The sequence below is a fragment of the Candidatus Harpocratesius sp. genome (assembly GCF_054039255.1).
In genome coordinates, this window is the sequence record NZ_JBPLBG010000044.1 from 26,736 (window position 1) to 51,359 (window position 24,624).

17 protein-coding genes are annotated in these 24,624 nt (G+C 30.0%); 11 read left to right on the forward strand and 6 right to left on the reverse strand.

Going from position 1 to position 24,624, the window contains the following annotated elements; genetic code table 11:
* Position 1: 1 nt before the first annotated feature.
* On the forward strand, positions 2-892 hold the full coding sequence (locus ACXLDF_RS10760) for a hypothetical protein (protein WP_457558530.1): 891 nt from the start codon (positions 2-4) through the stop codon (positions 890-892).
* 81 nt (positions 893-973) lie between these two features.
* Here ACXLDF_RS10760 and gpmA read toward each other — a convergent pair whose 3' ends face one another.
* Positions 974-1,717, reverse strand: coding sequence for a 2,3-diphosphoglycerate-dependent phosphoglycerate mutase (gene gpmA, locus ACXLDF_RS10765; RefSeq protein ID WP_457558531.1), 744 nt, complete (start codon positions 1,715-1,717; stop codon positions 974-976).
* A 150-nt stretch (positions 1,718-1,867) separates the two neighbouring features.
* Between gpmA and ACXLDF_RS10770 the strand changes: the two genes are divergently transcribed.
* The 4 genes from ACXLDF_RS10770 to ACXLDF_RS10785 all read left to right on the forward strand — a co-directional run bounded on the left by ACXLDF_RS10770 (position 1,868) and on the right by ACXLDF_RS10785 (position 6,601).
* Positions 1,868-2,818 carry an energy-coupling factor transporter transmembrane component T gene (locus ACXLDF_RS10770; protein ID WP_457558532.1) on the forward strand — a complete coding sequence of 317 codons (951 nt, stop codon included), beginning with the start codon at positions 1,868-1,870 and terminating at the stop codon, positions 2,816-2,818.
* Positions 2,811-4,559 carry an ABC transporter ATP-binding protein gene (locus ACXLDF_RS10775; protein WP_457558533.1) on the forward strand — a complete coding sequence of 583 codons (1,749 nt, stop codon included), beginning with the start codon at positions 2,811-2,813 and terminating at the stop codon, positions 4,557-4,559. The genes ACXLDF_RS10770 and ACXLDF_RS10775 overlap by 8 nt, the downstream gene beginning before the upstream one ends.
* 154 nt (positions 4,560-4,713) lie before the next feature.
* Positions 4,714-5,292 carry an ECF transporter S component gene (locus tag ACXLDF_RS10780; RefSeq protein ID WP_457558534.1) on the forward strand — a complete coding sequence of 193 codons (579 nt, stop codon included), beginning with the start codon at positions 4,714-4,716 and terminating at the stop codon, positions 5,290-5,292.
* A 136-nt stretch (positions 5,293-5,428) separates the two neighbouring features.
* Positions 5,429-6,601, forward strand: coding sequence for a hypothetical protein (locus ACXLDF_RS10785; RefSeq protein ID WP_457558535.1), 1,173 nt, complete (start codon positions 5,429-5,431; stop codon positions 6,599-6,601).
* 54 nt (positions 6,602-6,655) lie between these two features.
* On the opposite strand, the gene ACXLDF_RS10790 is transcribed toward ACXLDF_RS10785, so the two are convergent.
* Complete coding sequence (locus ACXLDF_RS10790) at positions 6,656-7,978, reverse strand: adenylosuccinate synthase (RefSeq protein WP_457558536.1); 1,323 nt, start codon at positions 7,976-7,978, stop codon at positions 6,656-6,658.
* A gap of 234 nt (positions 7,979-8,212) precedes the next feature.
* Here ACXLDF_RS10790 and ACXLDF_RS10795 point away from each other — a divergent pair, with 234 nt between their 5' ends.
* Positions 8,213-8,953, forward strand: coding sequence for a hypothetical protein (locus ACXLDF_RS10795; RefSeq protein WP_457558537.1), 741 nt, complete (start codon positions 8,213-8,215; stop codon positions 8,951-8,953).
* Between the two features lie 6 nt (positions 8,954-8,959).
* Here ACXLDF_RS10795 and ACXLDF_RS10800 read toward each other — a convergent pair whose 3' ends face one another.
* The gene (locus tag ACXLDF_RS10800; RefSeq protein ID WP_457558538.1) at positions 8,960-11,842 is read right to left on the reverse strand and encodes an Eco57I restriction-modification methylase domain-containing protein; all 2,883 of its coding nucleotides are present in this window, start codon (positions 11,840-11,842) and stop codon (positions 8,960-8,962) included.
* Positions 11,843-12,035: 193 nt separating this feature from the next.
* Between ACXLDF_RS10800 and ACXLDF_RS10805 the strand changes: the two genes are divergently transcribed.
* The gene (locus ACXLDF_RS10805; protein ID WP_457558539.1) at positions 12,036-14,090 is read left to right on the forward strand and encodes a hypothetical protein; all 2,055 of its coding nucleotides are present in this window, start codon (positions 12,036-12,038) and stop codon (positions 14,088-14,090) included.
* Between the two features lie 113 nt (positions 14,091-14,203).
* Positions 14,204-15,715, forward strand: a complete 1,512-nt coding sequence (locus ACXLDF_RS10810) for a CoA-binding protein (protein WP_457558540.1) — start codon at positions 14,204-14,206, stop codon at positions 15,713-15,715.
* 2 nt (positions 15,716-15,717) lie between these two features.
* On the opposite strand, the gene ACXLDF_RS10815 is transcribed toward ACXLDF_RS10810, so the two are convergent.
* Positions 15,718-16,644, reverse strand: a complete 927-nt coding sequence (locus tag ACXLDF_RS10815; protein WP_457558541.1) for an ADP-ribosylation factor-like protein — start codon at positions 16,642-16,644, stop codon at positions 15,718-15,720.
* 158 nt (positions 16,645-16,802) lie between these two features.
* Positions 16,803-18,116 (reverse strand): aminotransferase class I/II-fold pyridoxal phosphate-dependent enzyme, encoded by a 1,314-nt coding sequence (locus tag ACXLDF_RS10820; RefSeq protein ID WP_457558542.1) that lies wholly within the window; start codon positions 18,114-18,116, stop codon positions 16,803-16,805.
* Between the two features lie 119 nt (positions 18,117-18,235).
* Between ACXLDF_RS10820 and ACXLDF_RS10825 the strand changes: the two genes are divergently transcribed.
* The 3 genes from ACXLDF_RS10825 to ACXLDF_RS10835 all read left to right on the forward strand — a co-directional run bounded on the left by ACXLDF_RS10825 (position 18,236) and on the right by ACXLDF_RS10835 (position 23,125).
* Positions 18,236-20,932 carry a hybrid sensor histidine kinase/response regulator gene (locus ACXLDF_RS10825; RefSeq protein ID WP_457558543.1) on the forward strand — a complete coding sequence of 899 codons (2,697 nt, stop codon included), beginning with the start codon at positions 18,236-18,238 and terminating at the stop codon, positions 20,930-20,932.
* Between the two features lie 46 nt (positions 20,933-20,978).
* On the forward strand, positions 20,979-22,046 hold the full coding sequence (locus ACXLDF_RS10830; protein ID WP_457558544.1) for a hypothetical protein: 1,068 nt from the start codon (positions 20,979-20,981) through the stop codon (positions 22,044-22,046).
* A 74-nt stretch (positions 22,047-22,120) separates the two neighbouring features.
* A complete protein-coding gene (locus ACXLDF_RS10835) occupies positions 22,121-23,125 on the forward strand; it encodes a protein kinase domain-containing protein (RefSeq protein ID WP_457558545.1) in 1,005 nt (334 codons plus the stop codon).
* Between the two features lie 27 nt (positions 23,126-23,152).
* On the opposite strand, the gene ACXLDF_RS10840 is transcribed toward ACXLDF_RS10835, so the two are convergent.
* The gene (locus ACXLDF_RS10840) at positions 23,153-24,352 is read right to left on the reverse strand and encodes a Cdc6/Cdc18 family protein (protein WP_457558546.1); all 1,200 of its coding nucleotides are present in this window, start codon (positions 24,350-24,352) and stop codon (positions 23,153-23,155) included.
* Positions 24,353-24,624: the final 272 nt, after the last annotated feature.

A 24,624-nucleotide genomic window follows, 5' to 3' on the forward strand; every position in this document is an offset into this window, starting at 1 on the left:
TATGGGCTTTGATTATGCAAATGATCCTAAAGAAAGATATCCAATTGTAAAGTGGGATATTATCTTTAATATAGTATTCTTTTCTGCTTGGCTTTGGTATTCAAATAAGATATATCTCCAAATACTCGCCATTTTTCTTTTTCTTCAAGTGTATATGGCATCATACTATATTTTTCATTATTATAAAATTTGGATTCCTTTACTGTTAACTGGAATTGCAATAATGCTTTGGTTTATTTATATTATTTCTCATACATTCCTAATTCCTGTTGCACGAGAGGCCTTTTTGTTCATTTGTATTGCGTCTTCAATTTATGCAGGATTTAGTTATATTATAAAGGAGAAGAACTATAGGGCATATTTAAAAGCAATTGGTCCACAACCTTGTCCTATTTGTGGTTTAGAAAAATGGAAACATGTTTTTCACTTAGGTCAAGACATGTGTCAAGAATGTTTTGAAAAACTTGCAACTACTCAAGTTTATTATCACAATTCACTTGTTTATCAGTGGGATTTTGATGTATTAATATTTTTAGAAAAAGAATTGAATAGGGCAATTCCAGCCTTAGATCCTGTTTTAAATTACACGAATCCAAAAGAAATTAATCCAGATGAATTATTTGGTTTTGTTCTTGAAGATCGCAACATTTCACGTCTCTATTTGAATAACCAAAACTTAAAACATTTACCCCCTTTTATTGGATTACTAATTGATCTTAAAGAGATCCATGTAAAGAATAACAAACTTGCTACACTTCCTGTTTCTATTATTGATTTAGTAAATCTGAAGATTTTAGACTACAGAAAAAACCCGATAAAATATCGTTCAGGGGACTTAGAACGTTCTCTCTTGAGTTTGACTAAACGACGTTGTAATATTTTAGAAGATTAGCCTTATTTTATTATTTTTTAAATTAACAACACGCAAAAGAATAAAAGAAAGAAAAAAAATTAAAACTAATTTATTTCGTTTTTATTGTTTTGCTTGATTAGCCACTTTATTCGTTGCTTTTTCGATTTCAGCTTGATTACCCAAATAATAATGTTTAATGGGTTTAATATTTTCATCCAATTCATAAACAAGTGGAAATCCTGTTGGAATGTTTAAATGAGGTATGTCTTTTTCACTTACATCATCCAAATATTTTACAATTGCTCTTAGACTGTTACCGTGAGCAACAATTAATATTTGCTTGTTTTCTTTGATCATTGGGACAATAGTTTCATTCCAATAGGGTAAAACTCTTGCGACTACATCTTTCAAACATTCAGTTGCAGGAAGGTATTCTTTTGGTAAGTTTTGATATTTTAATTCATGGCTTGGATGGCGTTCATCTGAAAGTTCCAAAGGTGGTGGAGGAACATCATAACTTCTTCTCCAAATAAAAACTTGCTCTTGTCCATGCTTTTTTGCGGTTTCTGATTTGTTTAATCCTTGTAATGCCCCGTAATGACGCTCATTAAGCCGCCAATGGCGTATTACAGGTAGCCACATTATATCTAATTCATCCATCACAATCCACATTGTACGGATAGCACGTTTTAAAACTGAAGTGAAAATAATATCAAATGTAAATCCTTCTTGTTTTAGAAGGTGTCCTGCGCGTTTAGCTTCTTCATACCCGTTGGTGGATAAATCAACATCTGTCCAACCAGTAAATCGGTTTTCGAGATTCCAAAGACTTTCTCCATGACGCAAAAATACTATTTTAAACATTGTATGTCTAAATAATGTAAAAAGAACATGATTTTATACATTGCTAATTAAAATTGATTAATATTTTAAACCAGTATAGGTTAATTTATCCTATATATAAGAATTATTTTTCATATTTTATTTAAGTAATTGATCTAATTGGTCTAAATAATGCAAGATATAACTTTAAACAGAGAGAATCTTACACAATCATCTAAAAATATTAAATCCTTTTTACTTTTTCTCTATTTAAGTGAATATTTTGTTTTTGCGTTTTTATTCGATAATCCAATCATTTTGGTTCTTTTATTTATATTACTTATTATTATTATTTGGATTTTTAAAATTCAAAAAAAAATTGCTATGTTATCCAGAATGATTTTAGTTATTTCACTTTTTATGATGTTGATCAGTACTCTGTTGAATCCAGGTGGAGACCACGTAATTATTACTTTGTGGAAACCAAAACGCGTTTTTCCTATAATAAATATTACTCTCGAAAATTTAGTTGGAACAGGAATTAATATTCTTCGTTTATGTATTGTTTTATATTGCTTTGGAATCTTTAATATTCTTATTAATAATGATGATTTACTCCGAATTTTAATGAAACTCCATATACCTCACAAAATTATTCTTTTAATTACACTTTCTTTGAAGTTTTTTCCATTGTTAAACAGAGACCTTAATCATTTAAACGATATCCATAAACTTCGACGATATTCAGTAGAACCAAATAAAAAAAATCGTAGAAGTATCATACAGATTAAGGGAGAAATCCTACTACCATTACTGACGAATTCGCTAGAAAGATCTATTCAAATTGCTCAAGCTCTTGATGTCCGAGCTTTTGGTTATAGTAAAAAGAGAACTAATTTCTTTCAATATAAAATTAGTAAATTTGATATTATTGCTATTATAAATTTAATTCTCTTAGGAACTGGGGTCATTTATCTTTGGTTAATTGGATTGTTAGAATTTTCTGTATATCCAAGTATTTCCTCAAGTATTTTAGCACAGTTGGATTTATTTGCAATATTATTCTTATTTTTTCTAAATCTCTTTTTAATTTTATATTTCTCATTCTCAAAAAAAGATTTTCAGGAGGAATTTAATGATTAAAATATCAAATTTCACTTTTCAATATAATTCTAGTTCAAACCCAATATTAACTAATATAAATCTAAAAATTAAATCTGGTGAATTTGTTCTTCTCTTAGGTTCTTCAGGAAGTGGAAAATCAACTTTATTACGTGCATTAAATGGATTAATTCCACATTTTTTCGGTGGAATATATAAGGGTGAAATATCTATTGATGATAAGAATCCAATTCAACATCCTCCAAATCAATTGGCTCAAAAAATTGGCTATATCTTTCAGAATCCTGATAATCAGTTATTAATGGAAAAAGTTTTATCTGAATTGATATTTGGACTGGAAAATCTGGGCTTCTCCCGAGATGTAATCAAAGATCGAGTTAAATACCACATTAACCAATTCAATTTGGATCCTATATTAAATCAAAAAACATATAATTTATCTGGAGGACAAAAGCAAATTGTAGCATTAGCCTCCATTTTAGCTATGTCTCCTAAGATTTTACTTCTAGACGAGCCAACTTCTGAGTTAGATCCATTTGCGCGCGATCATTTTCTACAGAATCTTTTTAATTTACATGCAACACAGCAATATACAATAATTATGATCGAACATAATATAGAACATGTAATTGATTATATTGATCGTATCATATATTTAGAACATGGTAAAATTATTTTCGATGGAATTCCTAAACAATTTTTCAACCAATTTGCAGAAAATTCTATGATCCCTACAACTTCTCTAATCAAATTAGCTTATCAAATCAAAAAATATAAGAATAGGAATAATAATTATTGGAAAAATGAATATCTTCCTTTCAATAGACAGCAGTTTTCATCTGAATTTTCAGACTTTTTTCTCACAAGAAAGGAAAAGGTTTTATTTAATTTCCAGAATCCCTTAAAAAATAAGCAAGATTGCGATGATTCAACAAATTACCGCTTAAAAGTGAAAAATCTTGAATTATCATATACTTTAACAAACCCTCTTCTACAGAATATTTCATTTTCTGGTTGTTCTCATGAAATAATTTGTATTATGGGTAAAAATGGGTGTGGCAAAACCACATTATTAAAATCAATTGCTGGTTTAATCCAACCGAGTAATGGAACAATTAAAATTAGAATAGATAAAAAAGAAAATGCTTCAGATTTTCAATCAACATCGCAAATTAGTCTTGTATTTCAAAATCCTTCCATTCAATTTTATCGAGATAGTGTATATGAAGAATTAGATGCGCAATTACTTCCTTTTTGCAATTCTAAAATAGAACGTGATAAAAGAATAGAAAATATTCTGGATTTTTTTGATCTCAAGCAATTAAAACTAAAATATCCCCGTTATTTATCATTGGGAGAACAACAAAGGCTGGCGTTAGGTTGTGCTCTAATTACAGAACCTGCAATTTTATTACTAGATGAACCCACTCATGGAATGGATCAAAAACAAAAAACTCGGCTACTTCAATATATTGGAAAGATTAAGGAAAAAGGATGTTTAATTCTAATTGCTACACATGATTTGAAGTTAGTTTCTTCTATTGCATCGAAAATTTTGTATTTAGATGATAAAAAGATTAAATGGCAAGGAATTCCCCAAGAAATTCTCCCTTATTATACTCCATTTACTACTGAAATCAACTCTGCCATGAATCTTATTTTTCAACAACCGACTCCTTTTTTAACAGTAGAGAACGTTATTGAAGTATTTATGGATGATGTAAAAGAATGTTTTGAGCAGAATGTAATGGATGTGTTGTAATATGAAGAAATCGAGAATAATTCTTTTCCTTTTAGTTATATATAGTGTTTGTTTGCTCGTTTTCCAAGATTTAATAACATGGCGTTTTCTTGGTAGTAAAAATTCTATCTTTGGGATTTTGATAAACATATTCATTATCTTTTTCTTTCTAATCATGGGAGTATATTTTCATTTAGAAGAAAGTACTCTCTCTTCAAAAGAGATTACATTAATTGCCATCTATAGTGCTTTTACAGCTCTTGCCAGGGTACCGTTTGTGGCTTTACCAAGTGTTCAACCTTGCTCTTTTCTAATATTTGTTTCTGGTATTGTATTTGGCTCATTTATTGGTTTTATGATAGGAGCAAATACTGCCATTTTATCAAATATGTTTTTAGGACAGGGTCCATGGACAATTTATCAAATTATTGCTTGGGGTTTTATTGGAATTGTTGGTGGACTGTGTCATCCTTTACATCGTAAACTATTTTTCAAAAAGTACTTGTATTTTCTAGCCATTTTGATCTTCATTTTAGGATTTATATACGGTGGTATAATGAATATATGGTCTTGGCTCTTAAACGCCCCTTTAACCATAACTTCATTTTTGGTATTGTATCTTTCAAGTTTTCCGTTTGATTTGGCTCATGCTATTTCTAATGTCATATTTTTTATTTACTTTGGGGAGAAAACTGTAAATATATTAAATCGATATCACGATCGATTTTACTTTCAAATAAATAAGAATAAGTAAATCTACAATTGAATCCAAAATTGAATCCAAAATTTTAAATTTACCAATCTTTATCATTCCCTTATTAATCAAATTTAAAGGTGTCTTTTTGAATTATCAATTTCCAAAATTATTAAAATTATTATTTGTTTTCATAATGATTTCATTTGTAAATGGCATTTTCTTCAGTATTCTTTATTTAAATTACGATAAATTAGAAAATCATGATAATTATGAAAAACAAAATAAAGAAAATATGGATTTTATTCTTAAATCTCCAATAACAGCAGATTTGGATTATCCAATTATTGCTGATCATAGGATTGCAAATATAGTTCGCTTAGATCAAATCCCTGAAGCTGCTATTGAGCATGCTAAACAAAATCTTCATATTGCATATCAACATACTTCCCATGGTTCTCAGATTATTAGTGGTATGAATTATCTTCCTAATTTTAAAGAAAATAATCAAGGAACTGTTGGATTATATGCATGGAATGATGGTCCTTTAGAAGGGTTTCTTGACATTGATGATAATTTTGCAGGTTGGGGTGATTTAGGTCATTTGGGTGATTTAACTTGGGCTGAGCAGACTCGGAAATATCTAAATGATTCTAATCATGCAGATGTTAATGTAATAATCTGGTCCTGGTGTGGTGGTGTCTCAGATAATACTGAAGAAGGAATAAATATTTATTTAAACGAAATGAATTCACTTGAGAATGAGTATCCAGATGTCCTTTTTGTATATATGACAGGACATGCAGATGGCTCAGGAATTGAGGGGAATTTACATATAAGAAATCAACAAATTCGTGATTATTGCATTGCTAATAACAAAATTCTTTATGATTTCTATGATATCGAATGTTATAATCCAGATGGGATATATTTTGGGGATAAGTATATGAACGATGCTTGTGCTTATGATTCAGATGGAGATACATACCCAGATTCAAATTGGGCAGAAGAATGGCAAGCAAATCATACTAAAGATGTTGATTGGTATGAATGTAGCCCAGCTCACGCATCAACTGCACACGTAATGGGAAATATGAAAGCCTATGCCGCCTGGTGGCTTTTTTCTGTTCTTGCAGGTTGGAATTCCACTACAATAACAACAAATACAGAAGCTACTTCAACTTCAACCACTTCTTCAGATACTTCATCATCTTCATCTGATTCAACTAATGATACAAATAACTCAGAAAATGCAGATACATCTGATAATTTATTTGATAACAAACCCGCGTTAATCGGTTTGGGATTTACTATGGGGATTTTTGTTCTATTAGGAGGTGTATATAGCTTAATAAAGAAAAATTGGTGAAAAAAAAAATAAAATACAAGAAATAAATAATAAGCAAAAAAGAAAAAAAGCAATTTAATCCCAAAACATCTCTTTTAATATAGTATCAGTTCGATTTGGACCTAAAGAAATGATTGAAATACGGGTTTCCAAGATTTCTTCAATTTTTTTAATATAATTTTTTATTTCATTTGGTACTGCTTCAAATCCTTGCTGTGCAATTTCTGACCATTCTTTTGAGTCTCTTGCTTTCCATCCAGGCATTTCAATATATTCTGGTTCGCATTTTTCAATAATTTCAGAGTGAATCGGCCAAGACTCTAAAGATTGACTATTATATTTATAGCCTGTGCATAATTTAACCGGATTTACATTTTCTAATGCATCTAATAATGTAATTGCCAAAGCATCATAGTGATTTATCATTGTTGCGTATTTAAGATTGAAAAGATCAATCCAACCTACTCTTCGAGGTCGTCCTGTTGTAGTTCCATATTCATGTCCTTGTTCTCTAATTTGATGAGCTAAATCTCCATCTAATTCTGTTGGAAGTGGACCTCCACCAACACGAGAAGTGTACGCTTTAATTACTCCAATGATTTTGTCAATTCTTGTAGGACTTACTCCAGTACCGCCCGGAACACCTCCTGCCCAAGTAATTGAAGATGTACCAAACGGATACATACCATGATCAATACCTAATAGGCATCCTTGTGCACCTTCAAAAAGAATTCGTTTGCCTTGATTCAATGCAGTATTAAGATAATATGCTGAAGAAACTACATAGGGTTTCATTTTTTTCCCAAAGGTTAAATATTCTTTGATTATTTCTTCTTTATCTAAAGGCCATAATTCTGAAGAATTAGTAAAGGTTTGATACTGTTTCAATTTTAATTTATATAATCTATTGAATTTTGGTAGAAAAATTTCTTTATCTAGTAAGTCAAAAACACGAAGGCCATAACGGGCTGCTTTATCGGAATATGTGGGCCCAATCCCACGTTTTGTGGTACCTGCTGCATATTTTCCTTTTGTTCCTTCTTCTAATCCGTCTAGTAATTTATGAAAAGGGAATATAATATGGGCTGTGTCTGAAATTCTTAAATTAGGTGTAAATCCTTCTTTTTCTAACATAGTCAATTCTTCAAACAACACTTTTGGATCAATAACAACACCATTTCCAATCACAATGGTTTTATTTTTGATCGCTCCACTTGGAATTAAATGAAATTTATATTTTTTTCCTTTTACAACCACTGTATGGCCGGCGTTGTTACCTCCTTGAAATCTGGCAACAATATCTGCTTCACTGGCTAAAAAATCTACAATTTTTCCCTTTCCTTCATCCCCCCAGGAAGCTCCAGTAATTACAATAGTTTGGGTTTTTTTTTTTGACATCGAAAGGTTCCCTATTTCTTAAAAAACCGATAAAATTTAAGATTTTTCACAGTTATTTCAATATTCTTAATACTAAAAGAAATCTAAACCAACAGCAGAAAAAATCAAACACTAAATTTTATATGTTAAAATAATCAAATCTTAAATAATAATTAATTTGGATATACATTAGATCAGGATTAAATGTGATCATCTTAATAAATTTTATAATCGATTGTAAACGAGATGTTTCGTGTGGTTAAAGATAAACTTAATCAAATCATTAAATTTCTTTCCGAAGGAATGGATGAACTATCTGATACTTTAGAATCAACTGCCAAAGCAATCACTGCATTTCAAAAATCTTTAATTAAGGTAAAAAAAGATCTGAAGCGAGTAAAGGAAATTAAAAATAAGGAAGGAACTACTTCAGTTACAGTAGAAAAATCTGTACCTATATTGGGGAGATCAAAAGGTAAAGAAGTTGCAAAAGAGAAAGCAGCTTCGCTTTTATTTAATATGCTTTCTGGTGGGAAAACGGAGATATCCTCCAGTTCTCCTGCTACTACATCAAGTTCATCTGCAATTAAAACACCTTCTGAACCACCTAAAGCAGGACCTCCAAGTGGACCTCCTAGCGGACCACCAAAAGGACCCCCTAGCGGACCACCAAAAGGACCTCCCTCAAGTCCATCTGGAGGAATGCCAAAACCTCCAAAAATGCCTCCAGCAGCATCAAAAGGCTTACCTTCCCCACCAAAAATGCCCCCTTCAGGTCCTCCAAAAGCTGTTCCTTCAGCTCCACCAGGTGGTCTACCAAAACCTCCAAGCATTCCCCCTACAGGTCCACCAAAAGTTTCTCCTCCGGGTGCACCTCCATCTGCAACTGGTGCTTCTCCAAGTGGGGCAGCAGCTTCAAATGTTGGATTAGGTGGGTTGAGGGAGGAAATGTTAAAAGAATTAGACAGACTGAAAAAAATAATGCGAGGAACTTAATTTACCTTATTTGATTTTTTTCTTTTTTATTCTCATTTCGATAATTTTGAGAAGATCTTGATGAAATTGCTGTATTTGTACAGAACATTCAAGAATTGTAAGAATTTTCTGATCTAGCTTAATTTTTTCTTTTCTTCGAATATCTTGACTAACTGGTAAGAATTTTAAATTTAGGATATTTTGTGATAATTTCGTTAATTCTTTTTTTTGAGATACATTTAATAGGTCAATATTTAAAACCATTATTTTTGCTATATCGAAACTTGCAGTATCGAGAGCTCCACCTCCAAAATTAGTTCTACCATGTAATTCTATGCTAAAGGGAAATAGTGAAGATAATAATATTGCAATAATTAAATCTCTATCTTGAGAATATGAAGGAAAAAGTTCTAAACGATAAAATGTATTATTTGCAATAATATCTGATTTAGTAAGAACAATTCGAAAGGTATCATTGAATATCTTTTGGATATAAATATTTTGATAAAATTTGATTTTTGATTTTGTAGGAAAATTATTTAACTGTTTTTTTTTGTTTTTTGGTTGTAGACAATACCATGAATTTGGATCTTTCTCATATTTTTTATGAAATGAAGCTAAATTATTGATACCCTGGATGATCTTTCCACGATTTACACCTTTTTTGATTGTAATTCTTTTTGATTCAGCATATTCTATATATTCCAAGGTATGATAAAAGCCTTGTTGTTGAAGTTCGACTTTACTCAAGTTTGTATAGAAAAGATATGTATCTAGATCTTTCCTGTTAAGTAAAGGAATATTTACCTGTCTCGGAGAGAATAAAAATGGACGAAGAACTTGATCTTCAAGAATAATAATATCACCATAACCATTTTTATAAGAATTATCTGACATTTTTTTTAACACAAAAAAATCGTTGCAGTTAGTCGTAATTCCTCTCGTAATCTTTCCATAATCTCCTAAATATGCTAATTTTATACCCAAAAGACTTCTAAAAATAAAAAAACTTTTAGGAGCAATAAAAAAATAATTTCCCCATTGATATCCTTCATAACTATTATCATTTATCTTTTGTCTTATTCTTTTTTTGCCTTTTCTTTCGTTTGTCCAATTAAACATAGTTCTTGAAGAGATCTGGAGTAATCTAAAGGAAAAATCTTTAGGATATATTATTGACCAAGAAGTAGAATTATCATCATAAGCATCAATTAAATAAGAACTTTGATCTCCATCTATTACTTGATTATTTCTTTGTTTGGAAAGAATCAGTTGAAGATATTTATTAAAATCTTTAAAATTTAATGAATGAAATGGTTTTTTCCAGCGTATAAAAGAATTTTCAATTTTAAATTTTGGAAGAAGGTATTTTTCTTCTTTATTTTTTACTTTTTTACTAAAAAATGATATTACTGTATTGATCTCTGCAAATTCAAACGAACGGGCTGAATTATCTGCTATTTGCCATATTTTCATGAAACGGAGTAAAAATTCTTGAAATTGATAGCCATATTTAACATTCATCCATGAATTAGATGTGATGAATGATAAAACACCGTAAGGGGATAATAATTCGGCGCTATGCAGAAAAAAATACAGGCTGTAATCCATATGATTGTTAAAATCTATTTTAAATTGATTCTTGAATTGAATTAATTTTTTGTTTAATTTATCTCTATATTGCTCAGGAGAAAGAAAAGGTATGCTTCGCATATCACGCAAGTCTCGATGGCGAATGTATGGAGGATTACCAATAATAAGATCAAATTTAATAGATTTATTTGGTAACTTCTCATTGAATTCAAATAAATAATCTGCTTGAATTAAATGAACAGAATGATTAATAAATTCTTGAATTTGATTAAGATTTTTCCCAAAAATCAAGAATAATGCGCACCAAATTCTAAAATTAGTTATATAAAGTGCAGTTAAACGTAAATCACATCCGAATATTTGAACATTTTTTAATATCTTATGATTATCTTTAAAATTATTAATAGTGGGAATTATAAAGTTAATTAATTGGAGAAATCTAATAATAAAGGTACCAGATCCACAAGATGGATCCAAAACATTAAAAGAATTTGATAGAAATAGTCCTTCTTTATTAAAAATTTGATTTGTAAGTATTTTTTTTCTAAAATTCATAATTTCATTTTGGTTAATTATAAATTCATTATCATGTTTTGATTGAAAAACGCGTTGAAATAAAAAAATAATCCATTTTTCTGCAGTAATTTGCTTATTTTTTATGAATTTATCCGAAATATTCAAAATGTAATAAACTAAACTAAATAGGATCGAATATGAAACCTCTGCTAATGGAGAGAAAAATGTTCCACTATGAGCTAGATCTTGCTCTTCATTTAGAATTATATGTTGATAAAAGTAATCTAAAAATGCAGGAGTAATTTTAATTGTAGTATTTGAATTATTTTGATGAATATCAGAAGGTTCTTTTATATCATATAAAATTGATGATTTTTGCAATTTTTGAAAATCTTTGACTATATCAAAATTTACTAAAATGGTTTTTTCCTTTTTAACTTCACTTTCTCGCTTTTGAAACTGAAATATCTCTGGAAGAACATTTTTCTCACAATGAAACATATTTGAAAGTTCTTTTTCGAATGCCTCTTCATTAACAAGATATAATTGATCATCATTTGATTGCTTCTGTTTTACAAAAAGCATTGAAGTAATATTTATAGTTTTTTTTTGGGAATACAATTTTTGATACTTTGCTGATTCCAAAATCATAAATCCCACAAATCTTAAGAAGAATAGATTAATTTTGCTTATATTTTGTTTTAAAATCAGCGTTTTATCTTTACTCGCATTTATTCTTTGAAAATTTATCCACTTTTTGCGAATTGTATCAAGTTGTTGGATCCATTCCCTTATTTCCATATAATTTCATAGGTATATAGCTTTCTTTAATAATATCTTTTTTTTTGGTTTTTTTAATTGAATAATTATTTAAAAATGAAAGGGGGAAAAGTGTGCTATACTTCTTTTATATAAATACAATGTAAATATACCCAAGCCTCCTTTTATGTTGTTTTTCATCATAAAAGAAGGATAAGAAATTTAGGGGAATAATATGAAAAATAAATATTTTTCAGTTTTGTTGGTTACTTTTCTCGTATTGGGGATATTCGGGGGAATATCTTATGGGATATTTTTTAAGGGGGATCAAGTTGAGACAGATTTAATCCCTATTGATATAGGTCCTGAATTACGAGACAGAAAGGTTTCAAAATTTCCAAGCACACAGACATCTCAATCAATGGTAAACGTTCCACAAGCCAGTCAAAGTAATTACTATGAAGTTGGGGATACTCTTGAATGGTATTGCCTTGACGATTATAATCCTGATATTGAAGGGGGAATATTTACAGATCTGTTTGAATTACGTGCAATTGGGGATATTGCTGAAGTTTGGGTTCAAGTCGACATGTCTTATCCAGATAGTCGTGAAACACCTGTAATAACCGATGAAGAAGCGAATTTATTCTTAGAAATCTTTGAAAATAATGTATTTCCAAAAGACACAGAATATTTTGGCGAACCAGCATTTCATAATGGCAACAATTCTTTATTAGATCCATCAATGTACTATGAACCAAATGGAAGAAATGTGATTCTCGTTTCAAATATTCGAGATCAAGCTTATTATGAAAAAAATTATCCATATTACATTGTAGGATTTTACTGGGGTATATTTGAAGATGCATTTGATCGTAACATAATTTCTATTGATTGTGCTGATTTCTCAGATCGGATAGAAAGTGTGTATGCACCAACACTTGCTCATGAATATCAACATTTGATCCATGATGATTTCAATCCCTTAGATGGTTCATGGATGAATGAAGGATGTTCAATGTTTGCTGAACCATTATGTGGATACAATATTCCTTGGGGAGATATTGAAGCCTTTTTATCAACTCCAGATAATTCATTAACTGAATGGGGTGATCAAGGAGGAATTAATATTCTAGCAGATTACGGACAAGCTTTTATGTGGGCAGCTTATTTAGCAGATCATTTTGGGGCTGAATTTCTTTCTTATTTTGTTCAAGCTGGTATTCCCGATGTCGCTGGAATCAATAATGCACTCAATCATTTCGGATATACAGAAACCTTTGATGAAATCTATTTAGATTGGACCTTGGCGAACTTACTACACACAGATGCAATCGGAGATGGAAAATATAACTATCAGATGTTTGACTTAAATACAGTTGACTTTTTGCGTATTTATAGTGTTAATAAACCATATTTGACTCAAACAGGAGTTGATTTTGGAGAAACTGTAAGTTACTTAAATGATAAAACAGGATATTATATGCTTGGCTCATATGGAACAGATTATATTGAAATAGGAAATATCCATGATCAATTTATCACTCATTTTGATTTTGATGGAGATGATTATGCAACTAAAGCAGCATGGGAATTGGTTGATGAAGATGGAGACGGCGATTTTGAATGGTATTCTACACCTTCTTCCCCAGAAAGTGATATTTCAATATATACTGAAGTTGATTTAAGTAATTATGGTGAAAATCCATTTTTGACATTTGATACTAAATATATCATTGAACCATATTGGGATTATGGATTTATACAAGTATCTGAAGATGGTGGAAATACATGGATCTCATTAGAAAATTCTTATACAAACTACGATATTGTTGAAGATGGATATCCTGAAATCGCTGAGCAATTACCAGGCCTTTGTGGTGATTCTGGTGGTTGGATTAATATGGGTTTTGATTTATCTGCCTTCTCGGGGAAAGTCATCCAAATTCAATTTAGATATATGACTGATTGGGGTTATGAAGATCCAGGATGGTGGATAGATAATATTGCAATTAATGGTATTCTAATCGATAATGCAGATGATATAATTTCATTTATTGTTCCACCTGCAGCAGAGACAGATTTCTATGTAACCATTGTTACAGCTGTAGAATTCCAAGGCATGATTGAATATCACGAAATCATTCCCCTCACTTTAAGTGATTTAACAAATGCTTTAGAGGCACCCCTTAATTTAATGGATTATGTAGATCCTGATGAAATTTGTTATATTCTTATAAGCCCAACTATTGGACTTGCTGATTATGAATTTTCTCTAATTAAGGGATAGAATAATTTAAAATCCTTCTAACTTCTCTTTTTTTTTGTTTTTTTATTTTGTTTTTTTTCTTTTTTTTTCGTTTTAATTTAGAATTCTGAAATTTGATGTGATTAAAAATTTAAATGATGAAACCCAACAAAATACAAATGGACTCCCCATTTTCTGTATCTAAAACAATCGTTGAACCTGAATCTTTTCATACTCTATTTAATCCTAAATCCATTGCAATAATTGGCGCATCTAAAAATCTTATTGGTGGAAGTAAATATTATATTGCGCTAAAATCATCAAGATATATTCCAGATAAGGGGAAAGTCTATTTAATTAATCCAAAAATTGATATTCTTTTTGGAGAACCCGTTTATCCAAGCATCTTAGATCCTAGACTTCCAAAACCGATTGATCTGGCGATTATTGCAGTTTCAGCAGCTATTGTTCCTAAAATTCTATTGGAATGTCATAATAATGTTAAGTTTGCAGTGATATATGCATCTGGTTTTGGAGAAGCAGGAAATGAAGAATTGGATAGAAATCTTAAAAAAGTTATTGCTCAAATCGATACTCGAGTAATTGGTCCAAATGGTTTAGGGATATTAAATCCTTATTCAAAAGTTCAAATCTACCCAGATTGGTCTCCATATAAAGGAAATTTATCGTATATTGCCCAGTCAGGGGGAACTATGGCTCGTTTATATTTATGTTTAGGCCCTTTAGGTATTGGATTTCATAATGTTGTATCCATTGGAAATGCTTATGATATTTCCATAGCTGAATTAATTTCATATTTTAATCAAGATACTCGAACCAAAACCATTGCACTTTATTTAGAATCAGTTCCTAATGGACGAGAATTTATGCAAATTGCGAGAAAAATAACTCCCAACAAACCGATTGTGCTATGGAAAGGGGGACAATCAGAAAGGGGAGTGAAGGCAACTTTTTCTCATACTGGAGGAATGGCCGGAAGTTACGATGTTTGGAAGGCAATGTGTAAACAATCTGGAATAATGATGGCGGATCATTTTGAATTATTCCAAGATTTAGTTCAAACAATATGTGTCCGACCATCACTGCCTAATGGATTACGGGTTGCGATTTTAGTAGCTGGTGGAGGAATAGGTGTTGAATTTACGGACACTTTTGAAAAATTCGGATTGGAAATTCCTGATTTTGATCCAGAAACGGTTCAAATCTTATCTAAAATCTTTCCTCATGTTAATACTAATTTTAAAAATCCGGTGGATTTAGGGGAATGGGGCTATAATCCTATATTGTTTGAAAAAGCATTAGATGCTGTTGCGAAAGATAGAAATGTGGATATTGTAGTTTTCGTTCGAGAACCTGAACGATTTAGAATAATATCAGAATTACTCAATATTGCTGATGCACAAAAAGAAACAATTGATTCTTTAGCAAGGATTGCGAAAAAGACAGAAAAACCATTATTCTGCAATCCTAGTATGAATAAAGATGATACCGAATCTTATAAACTGCGACATGAATTTCAAATTGCTATGATTAAAGCAGGTATACCTGTAATAAATTATATGTTAAATATTCCAAAAATAATATTACAACTTTGGAATTATCGTAAATTCCTAAAACATGAAATTTTTGATAAAAATATTGCTTAAATCTAGACATATATTGGATCTGGTTCAATACCAGGGCTGATTAATAATTTCATTGTTTTTTTTAAGACATTAATACTATTCTTCATTTCTAATGAAACTTGTTCTGGAGATTTCCAAACTACATACAATGGGTACGTCTTGCCTTTTTTCTTTATAAAAAATTTAGAAAAATATATTTTACAATCATTGATATTGATTTCTAATTCGTTAATGATATTCAGTGATTCATCGATTTTTTGCAGATAAAATAAGATTTGATTATTTAATTCTCTATCGATGTCGATTTTTTCAGAGAAAATTGCACCAACTTGATAAAAATTGGATGTGAAGAGAAAAATTTCGTTAATTTTCCAATTAGATGCAAAATTTCTTAATAACATTTTCACAGGTTGTCTATATTCCATTTCATCAAATATCGGATCTGAAAAGGCTGATATAATTGAGATCGGATGCTTGATTGATGTGTTAAAAAATTGATATTTAAATTCTTTTGAATTAAATAAATCTATTATCTTTTTTTGATAAGAAGAAACTATTTTATTATATTCTGGAGAATCTGGTTCATCAAATTTATGAAAAAAAATAGAAAACCTTTGGAGATGACTTAAATTAGAATTTTTAATTAGTTGATCAAGAAAATGAATGTTTTCGCGAAAACGCTCTTCATCTTGAATATCAATAACCAAAATTGCTAATTCAACATTATTTAATTCAGACTTTTCATCTTGAATAATAAATTCACGAAAATGAATTTGACCTGGATAATCTGAAATTATTAAATGATTTCCAAGAAATTCAGAAAAATAGTGCTCGATATTGGTAGTAGGAATATTATTGAAATATGATTGGTAATCTCCTCTTAAAATATGGATAATTGATGTTTTCCCTGCATTATCTAATCCTAAAAGAGCAATTTTTTCTAGAGCCAATTTTGATTACCAATTATATATAGGAATAATAAGAATTTTAATGAAAGTTCTTGCAAATATTCCAAATATAATTCCAAATTCTTAATAAATTTCCAAATTCATATTATGGTTTCAGATATGCATACAAATTATGAAAAAAAAAGAGTAAAAATAAAATTTTAAACGCGATTACTCTCATATTCAGAAAAGAGCGTTGTAAATATCTCCGGAATTAAACGCATTTTTTCAGGTGTTTCTACATATGCAATCCGCATTTGAGTCTTTCCTGGATTATTCTTAGGATCTTCTACGCTATAAAATCCCGCCATTGGAGCAACTAAAAGAGTATATGATTCTCCATCGATTGATACCTTTCCTTTTGTAGTACAATACATAACAAAATCTGAAGCATCAAAACCTGGTTTAGCAACATTTCTAACATCTATAACTGAATATATTGAAGCATCTGGACTTGAAACAATTAACCCTGGCATCCATTCACTAAATTCTTCTTTAAGGGTTTTTCCAATTGATTTATAATAATTTCGCTGCTTTTCAAACCATTGATTCAATTGTTCATGAGACTCGTGAGCTAAGGCTCCAAATACATATTGAGCTAAAACAGGAGCACATAGATTTGCTGTTTGTTCAAAAACACATTTTTGATGAAATTCTTCATTATCTGTTACAATCGCACCGATTCGTAATCCGCAAGCATTCCATACTTTACTTGCAGTCTCAATACTGATTCTGCGACCTTCAATTCCTGGAACAATATCATCGGTAAGTCCCCAGATACTTGTGGGTTTCGCATCAAGATAGTATAATTCTCGGTAAGCTTCATCACTAATCATCCAAATGTTGTATTTGACACACAATTTGGCGAGTTCTACCAATGTTTCATGATCCAAAAAGTGTCCAGTTGGATTATCATAAGGAATAACGACCAAGGCTCCTGGTTGTTTTTCTTTAATCAGTTTTTCAATTTCTACAATGTCTGGCAATGCAAATTTTCCATTTTCTAACAATTTTCGAGAAATTGAAATCGTTGCCCTTCCAGTGCGGTTGCACATAGATTTATAATTTGTATAAGCCGCATCTATTAAAAATAAGGGTTTGATATTAGTTCCTGCATTTCCACAGGTTCCAACAATTACTAATTCCATAGCATGACTCCCTCCGTCAGTAATTTGTGAAAATAAATTTTGAGTAGGGAAGCCACTTGCTGCAATAATATTTAAAAAGGCTTGATTTGTTTCATCTAAGCCAACAGTCGCAGAATATTTCAATATACCATCATGAAATGGGCTATCATTATTTGTTATATTTTGGAGGCGCTTAAACATCGTAGGATGCATAGGTAAACTAACATTTCCAATTGCAACATTGATAGGTTGAACCTTATCTGTTCGCTTTGTAAATTCAATTTGAGCCATTCGAATATCTGATGGTTTCCGATTTTGAAATAGATTTGAAAGATGCGGTTTTGCCATAAGAAAATCAATTATTAAGAATTCTACATTATTATTAAACGTTTTAAGGAAGGTATTATTCCAAAGAATATTTTATTAAGTTTTTACTTCATAATTTAATATAATAATTGGTGAACTTCTTGAAAGATACTCTCCAAAAATCACATAACTATAGGAACTCATTTATTGAAAGCCTTATTCAGAAATTTAAATTAACATTGATTGTATTTTCTATAAATAAAGGAGTGTATCATCTGGATTATATCTCTGAAAGCATCAAATTATATGGCTATACTTCAAAAGATTTTAAAAAAGATAAGAATTTTATGAAAACGATTTTTTTTCAAGAAGATTATTCCTTTTTAATGGATAGATATCGTAATGCAATAAAAAATCAAGAAAAGTTTTTTCAAAGTGAATATCGAATTTGGTCAAAAGATCGAAAATTATTTTGGATTCGCGATTTAACTTATTTAGATTATAATTCTAAAGGTGAATTGATTAGAAATGAATCTATATGGATGGATATAACTAAAGAAAAAATAAAGCAGTTTGAAATTGAAGATTTAACAAGAATGAACCAAAATATCTTGGAATTAATGAATGATGCTATAGCAATTACTAATAGTGATAATAAATTTACTTATGTAAATCCTGCTTTTTTACGTTTATTGGGTGAAGATAATAAGTGTTTCATTAACAAAAATCTTTTAACAATCATTACATCTGAATATCGAAATCAACTTTATACTTTTTTGAAACAAGAAGGGAAAATCATCAAAAAAAGTTGGGAAACTAAAATTGTTACTTCAAAAAACATTGAACTTGATGCAGATGTTTCTTTACAGAAATTGTATAATCGAAATGGTGATTATCTTGGAGTTTTAATGGTAATTCATGATATTTCAGAATTGAAAAAAGCTGAAAATGATTTACTTAGAACACAAACCCGCTATTGGTCATTATTTGAATCTGCAAATGAAGCATTCTTTGTTATAAAAGATGATAAAATCGAAGAATGTAACAAAAAAGCTGAAGAGTTGTTCCAATATGATAAAGAAAAATTAATTGGGATGTATTTTGCAGATTTATCGAATAATGAAGGCATTTCTGATGATATTTTTCGCAGAAAATTTCATCAAATCTTTAAAAATCTAAAATATGGGGAAGAAATTGAATTTCAATACACATACTGTAAAAATTCAGGTAAAACATTTGAGGCTAATACAAAATTGTCGCATATTCAAAATCTAGATGAATCATATATATTTGCTATTTTAGATGATAATAGTTTTCAACGAAATCTTCAAATTGCTCTTGCAGAGGAGAGAAATCTTCTCCAAACTACTTTGAGTAATATTCAAGAAGCTCTTATTTCTTTGAATGCTGAAGGAAAAATCCTTCTCTTTAATCGCATGGCTGAAAAATTAACTGGTTGGAAAGTTAAAGATGCTTTGGGTAAAAATTTAAATGAAGTCCTAAAGTGTTTTCATTTTGAAAATAGTATTCTTTCACTTAATCTATTCAATGAAATTCAAGAGAAATTAATCGGTTCAAAATCCACTTTTTATGAAGATCGAATGATTATTTTAACTAAATCTAATTTCATCCGTAAAGTTTCATTTCATTGCTCTATCATGACTCAGTATAAAAAAAAAATTCAAGGTTTTGTAATTGTTTTTCGGGACATTTCAATTGAAGAAAAAATCCGAGAAGAAGCATTCAAATCACAAAAAATGGAATCAATTGGACTTTTAGCAGGAGGAATTGCCCATGATTTTAATAATATCCTAACTTCTATTTTAGGAAATATTTCAATTGCAAAATTAGAAATAGGCTCAAAAAATGAAGAAATGCAACAATTACTCGAAGAAACTGAGAATGCAATTCATCGCGCAAATCGATTAACAAAACAATTGTTAACATTCTCGAAAGGTGGGGCGCCAATTAAAAAAATTACTTCATTAAAGGAAGTGATTGAGGAAAATGCTAAATTTGCTTTAAGGGGTTCCAAAATAAAATTATTTATTCAAATTGCACCTGATTTATGGAATGTTGAAGTTGATGAAGGTCAAATTGGTCAATGTATCCATAACATTCTTATTAATGCATTACAAGCTATGCCTGATGGTGGAAATATTATAGTTGAAGCGAGAAACATTAAAGAATCAGAAAAAATACCCATAATTCCAGCAAATCAAAAATTCATTGTTATTTCAATAATGGATCAAGGATGTGGGATTCATCCTGAAATACAAGCTAAAATTTTCGATCCTTATTTTACAACTAAAGAAAATGGAACAGGTTTAGGTTTAGCGATTGTCTACTCTATTATTTCAAACCATAATGGATTCATTACACTAGATTCAAAAGTCGGAGAAGGGACTATTTTTTACTTATATCTTCCTGCAGTTGAAAAATCAGTCAGTGCTGAACCTAAAAAGAAAAAGGCTCTTCAACGTAGATCAGGAAATATTTTAATAATGGATGATGATCAAAATATTCGAAATATTTTCGAAAAAATGTTAAAAAGATTAGGATTTAAGGCAGATTTCACAAAAGAAGGCAGAGAATTAATCTCATTCTATAAAGATCAATTATCAAAGAATAAAACGTATGATTATCTGATTTTAGATTTAACCATTCCAGGAGGAATGGGGGGAAAGGAAACAGCAGAAAAAATTCTTCAATTAAATCCAAGGCAAAAAATAATAGTCACATCTGGCTATTCTACTGATCCCGTTATGGCAAATTATAAATCATATGGATTTATTGCTCGATTAGAAAAACCATTTAATATTTATACATTAAATAAGATATTCGAAAATTTTAACTAAACATACACTGTATATTTTTATAACAAATACATAAGAGGGAATATCGATGGAAAACTTACAGAATTTGTTAAAACTAAAAGAAACTGAGATTGAAAAATTAAATGATATCAGAAATACTCTCAAAAGAAAAGTTATTGAATTAAATGATAAAATTTCGCTGAAGGAAATGAAAATTTCCACTCTCAGTAAAGAAAATCAAGAAATTAAAGAAAAATTGAATAGTCTAGAATCTGAAATCCAAAAAACGAAAGAAGATCTAAAGAAACTTTCATCCATCAAATCATTAAATAAACAAGAAATTACAAAAGAATTAGATAATAAATCAACTGTTTCTTCCACTTCAGTTAAAGTGGAAAAGTTAATTCAGAGTCTTCATGAGAAAATTGATTTTTTGAATTCTACTTTTATCCAAAAAATTAATTCTATCGAAAAAAAAATCGAAAAATTAAGCCATTCTTTTTCAGTAAATTCAATAATTACTGATGATTCGAAATCTTTTGAAAAAAGTAATTCAAAAGGCCTTAGTTCTTCTTCATCTACTTCTTCTATTAAAAAAGATCTTGAGTCAAGTAAATTTACTCGAAATTATCGAAAAAATCTAAAGCCAAGTTCTTATAAAAATGAAGTAGCTTATGAGGAGAAGAAGCCAGCTCTTAAAAAACAAATATATCCTGATTCACGTGAAAATCTAAAACCTATTAAAAAGAAAATAATTGCACCAATTGTCAATGCAGAAAAAATCAGCCGAATCGTTAACCAAAAACCTAATTTCGAAACAGAGAGAAAAAATATCTCGACTCAACCCCAACCATCCATACCTGATGAGTACACTGAAGCTGATATTCTTTCATCTACTATATCTCAAAATCATACTATACCTTCTAATGGACAAGCAAGTATTGATGCAAGTTCTCATTATTTTGCAAAAATGGGAAAGTATGGAGTCCCCACAATTCCTTATCCTGAAAATGGTTTTATTAAATGTCCAAAATGTGGCGGTAATAATTTTCAAGAGATGGAAAATAAAAAGAAAATAGTGATGTATAATCCTCGCAAATATGGAAAGAAATATTACTGTAGAGATTGCCGTGCTGAATGGGATTATGAATATTAGTATATTTTTTTAAATTTAGATAATTTAATGAAAAACTTGATCACTTCGAATAACTTTCATTTATGTTGATAAATATGCCGATTACAGTTGGAAAACCGATTACAATTGATGGTGATACCTATTTCATCGAAAGAATATTAGATATAGGTGGGCTTTCGAGAGTATATTTGGGAATAAATCAAGAAACTCAAGAAAAGGTCGCGATTAAAGAATTTATTTATCAAAATTTTTATAACAAGTTAACTCATGAAAATGATATTGATGATTTTTTCGACAATGAAGTTATTAATACTCAAGCACAAGCACGTAGTCCATATAAAACGATGAAAGTGCTTCATTATGAGAAACGTCTAAATTTAGAGACTCCAGAGTATTATATTGTTTTTTCTTATATTGAAGGAAAAACATTCCTTAACTTTTATCGTGAATTTATACAATCATGTAGGGGATTAGCCCATCTGGATTTAGCAAGCATTGTACGATATATATTTTTACCTCTTGTTGATTTACTCGATTACTGTCACAATCAAGAATTTATAATTCACCGAGACTTTTCAGTTAAAAACATTATGATTCAAACTAATGAAGAGGGTGATTTTTGGCCAATTTTAATTGATTGGGGTGTTTCAAAATATGTTGGATCTGAATGGATTTATTATACTCCAAAACCTTATATGACTTCTAAAATGCCTCGAGATATTCCAATTAACCAGAAAGGTGCACCTCCTGAAATAAAATTTGGATATATGCCAACTGCTGCTTCTGACATTTACTATTTAGCTCACCTAATGTATTTTGTATTTACTGGTGGAATAATGCGGGAAGATTCTGAGATTTTAAGTGATGAATCTTATGTATTATCTCCAAAAGATGTTAATTGGTTTATACCTGATGGATATAATGAAGTTGTTAGAAAAATGACACAGTATGAACCTGCAGATCGCCCAAAAAATATGAAAGAAGTACGAAATATGTTGGAGGAATTAGTAAACATTCAACATATTCATTTTGATTTTGAATTTTTTATGCAACAACCTGATACAGATGAACTAACAGGAGAAAGGATTTCATCTTCATAAAATCCAACCTAATTTGATTTTCAATACTTAGGGTTCTTTTGGTGGAATTCGCTTTTCAAAATATTCACAGAGCTTTTCTGGTGGAATATCGATAATCTTTACTTGAATTTGTCTTCCCTTTTTTTCTGCTGTAGGGTTTAAATATTCTTTATAAAGTGCTTTTACTCCAGCTAAATTCCGAATATATTTACGAAAACTCATTTCTACATGTGCTTTGTATCCGAGTTCTTCACATATCATCTTATAAAAAACGTAAGATTCATCTACTTTTGTAAAAGGATCTCCAGTATGCTTGAGTGCTGAAGCAATTGCCCATAATGTGAGTTGTTCATGAAGGGATAGGCTATCCAGAATGTCCGCTCTAAAACTTGGGCTTATTGATTCACGAGATTGGAGAACTATATCGCTTGTAATTGACGATAATAGATGTTCATCCGCATGTAATCCACAAGAGCGCAAAATATCAATCCCTGTTCGCATATTTTTTTGTTCGTAAACAATATCTGCAATGAGATCAAGTACATTATCTTCTAAAACACCATCTCGAAAGGCAAGATTTCTACGATATTGGAGAATTTCGAAACTTTCTTCTTTATTATAAGGTTGCATTCGAATCACTTCTTGAATTCGACTGCTAATTTTTTCATTATCTACCTTATACCAATCAGATTCCCGAGAAATACAAATTATACAGAATCTTGTATTTTGTTCACCAAAACCAATTGAAGCATTTAATAAGGCTAAAATATCATCAGATGGGAGTTTATGCACTTCATCCAAAATAATTAACAAAGATTCTTTTCTTTTAATTAATTCTTTCAATATTTGCTCCATGATTTCGTTATCGGAATACCCATGTCCAGCACTATAATGTAAACGTTCAGAAATATGTCTTAAAATACTACTTTTTGTTCGATGTTGTAGACAATCATAATATTCAACAGTTAGTTTTATATCGTCTTTTAGCGCTACTTCTCTGAATTTCTTTCCAAAATAACGTACAGTTAGAGTTTTACCAATTCCACCTTTTCCGAGCACAAGAGTATTTGTTGAAAACTCTCCCCTTGTTGTGATAATTGGGCGATGGATTAGTAATAGTTTTTTTAACTCATTTTGCCGACATAATAATTTTTGTTTGTTATTTGGAACCCAAGCTTGATTTAAACTTTGCTGATCCTTAAAAACTGATTCTGTTTTCAAATATTTAGAAAATATTTCATCGTCCATGCTAAAATCTTATCCTCGATTGGTGATTCTCTGAACTGTTATCCCTTTCTTAGTACTAGTGAAATCTTATTCTTCTAAAAATTTACCTCTTTCTGCATAGATATCTTCCAATTTGTTTTTATGAAAATTCTTTTAAATTTATCATATAAATCATCTTTCAGATCGGAGTGTAGTTCAGGTAAAATAGCGTATATGTTGGTAAATGATTAATAATTTTTTGATATATGGAAAAACTGGAAGACTTTTAAGGAATTATATGAGAAAAATGGAAA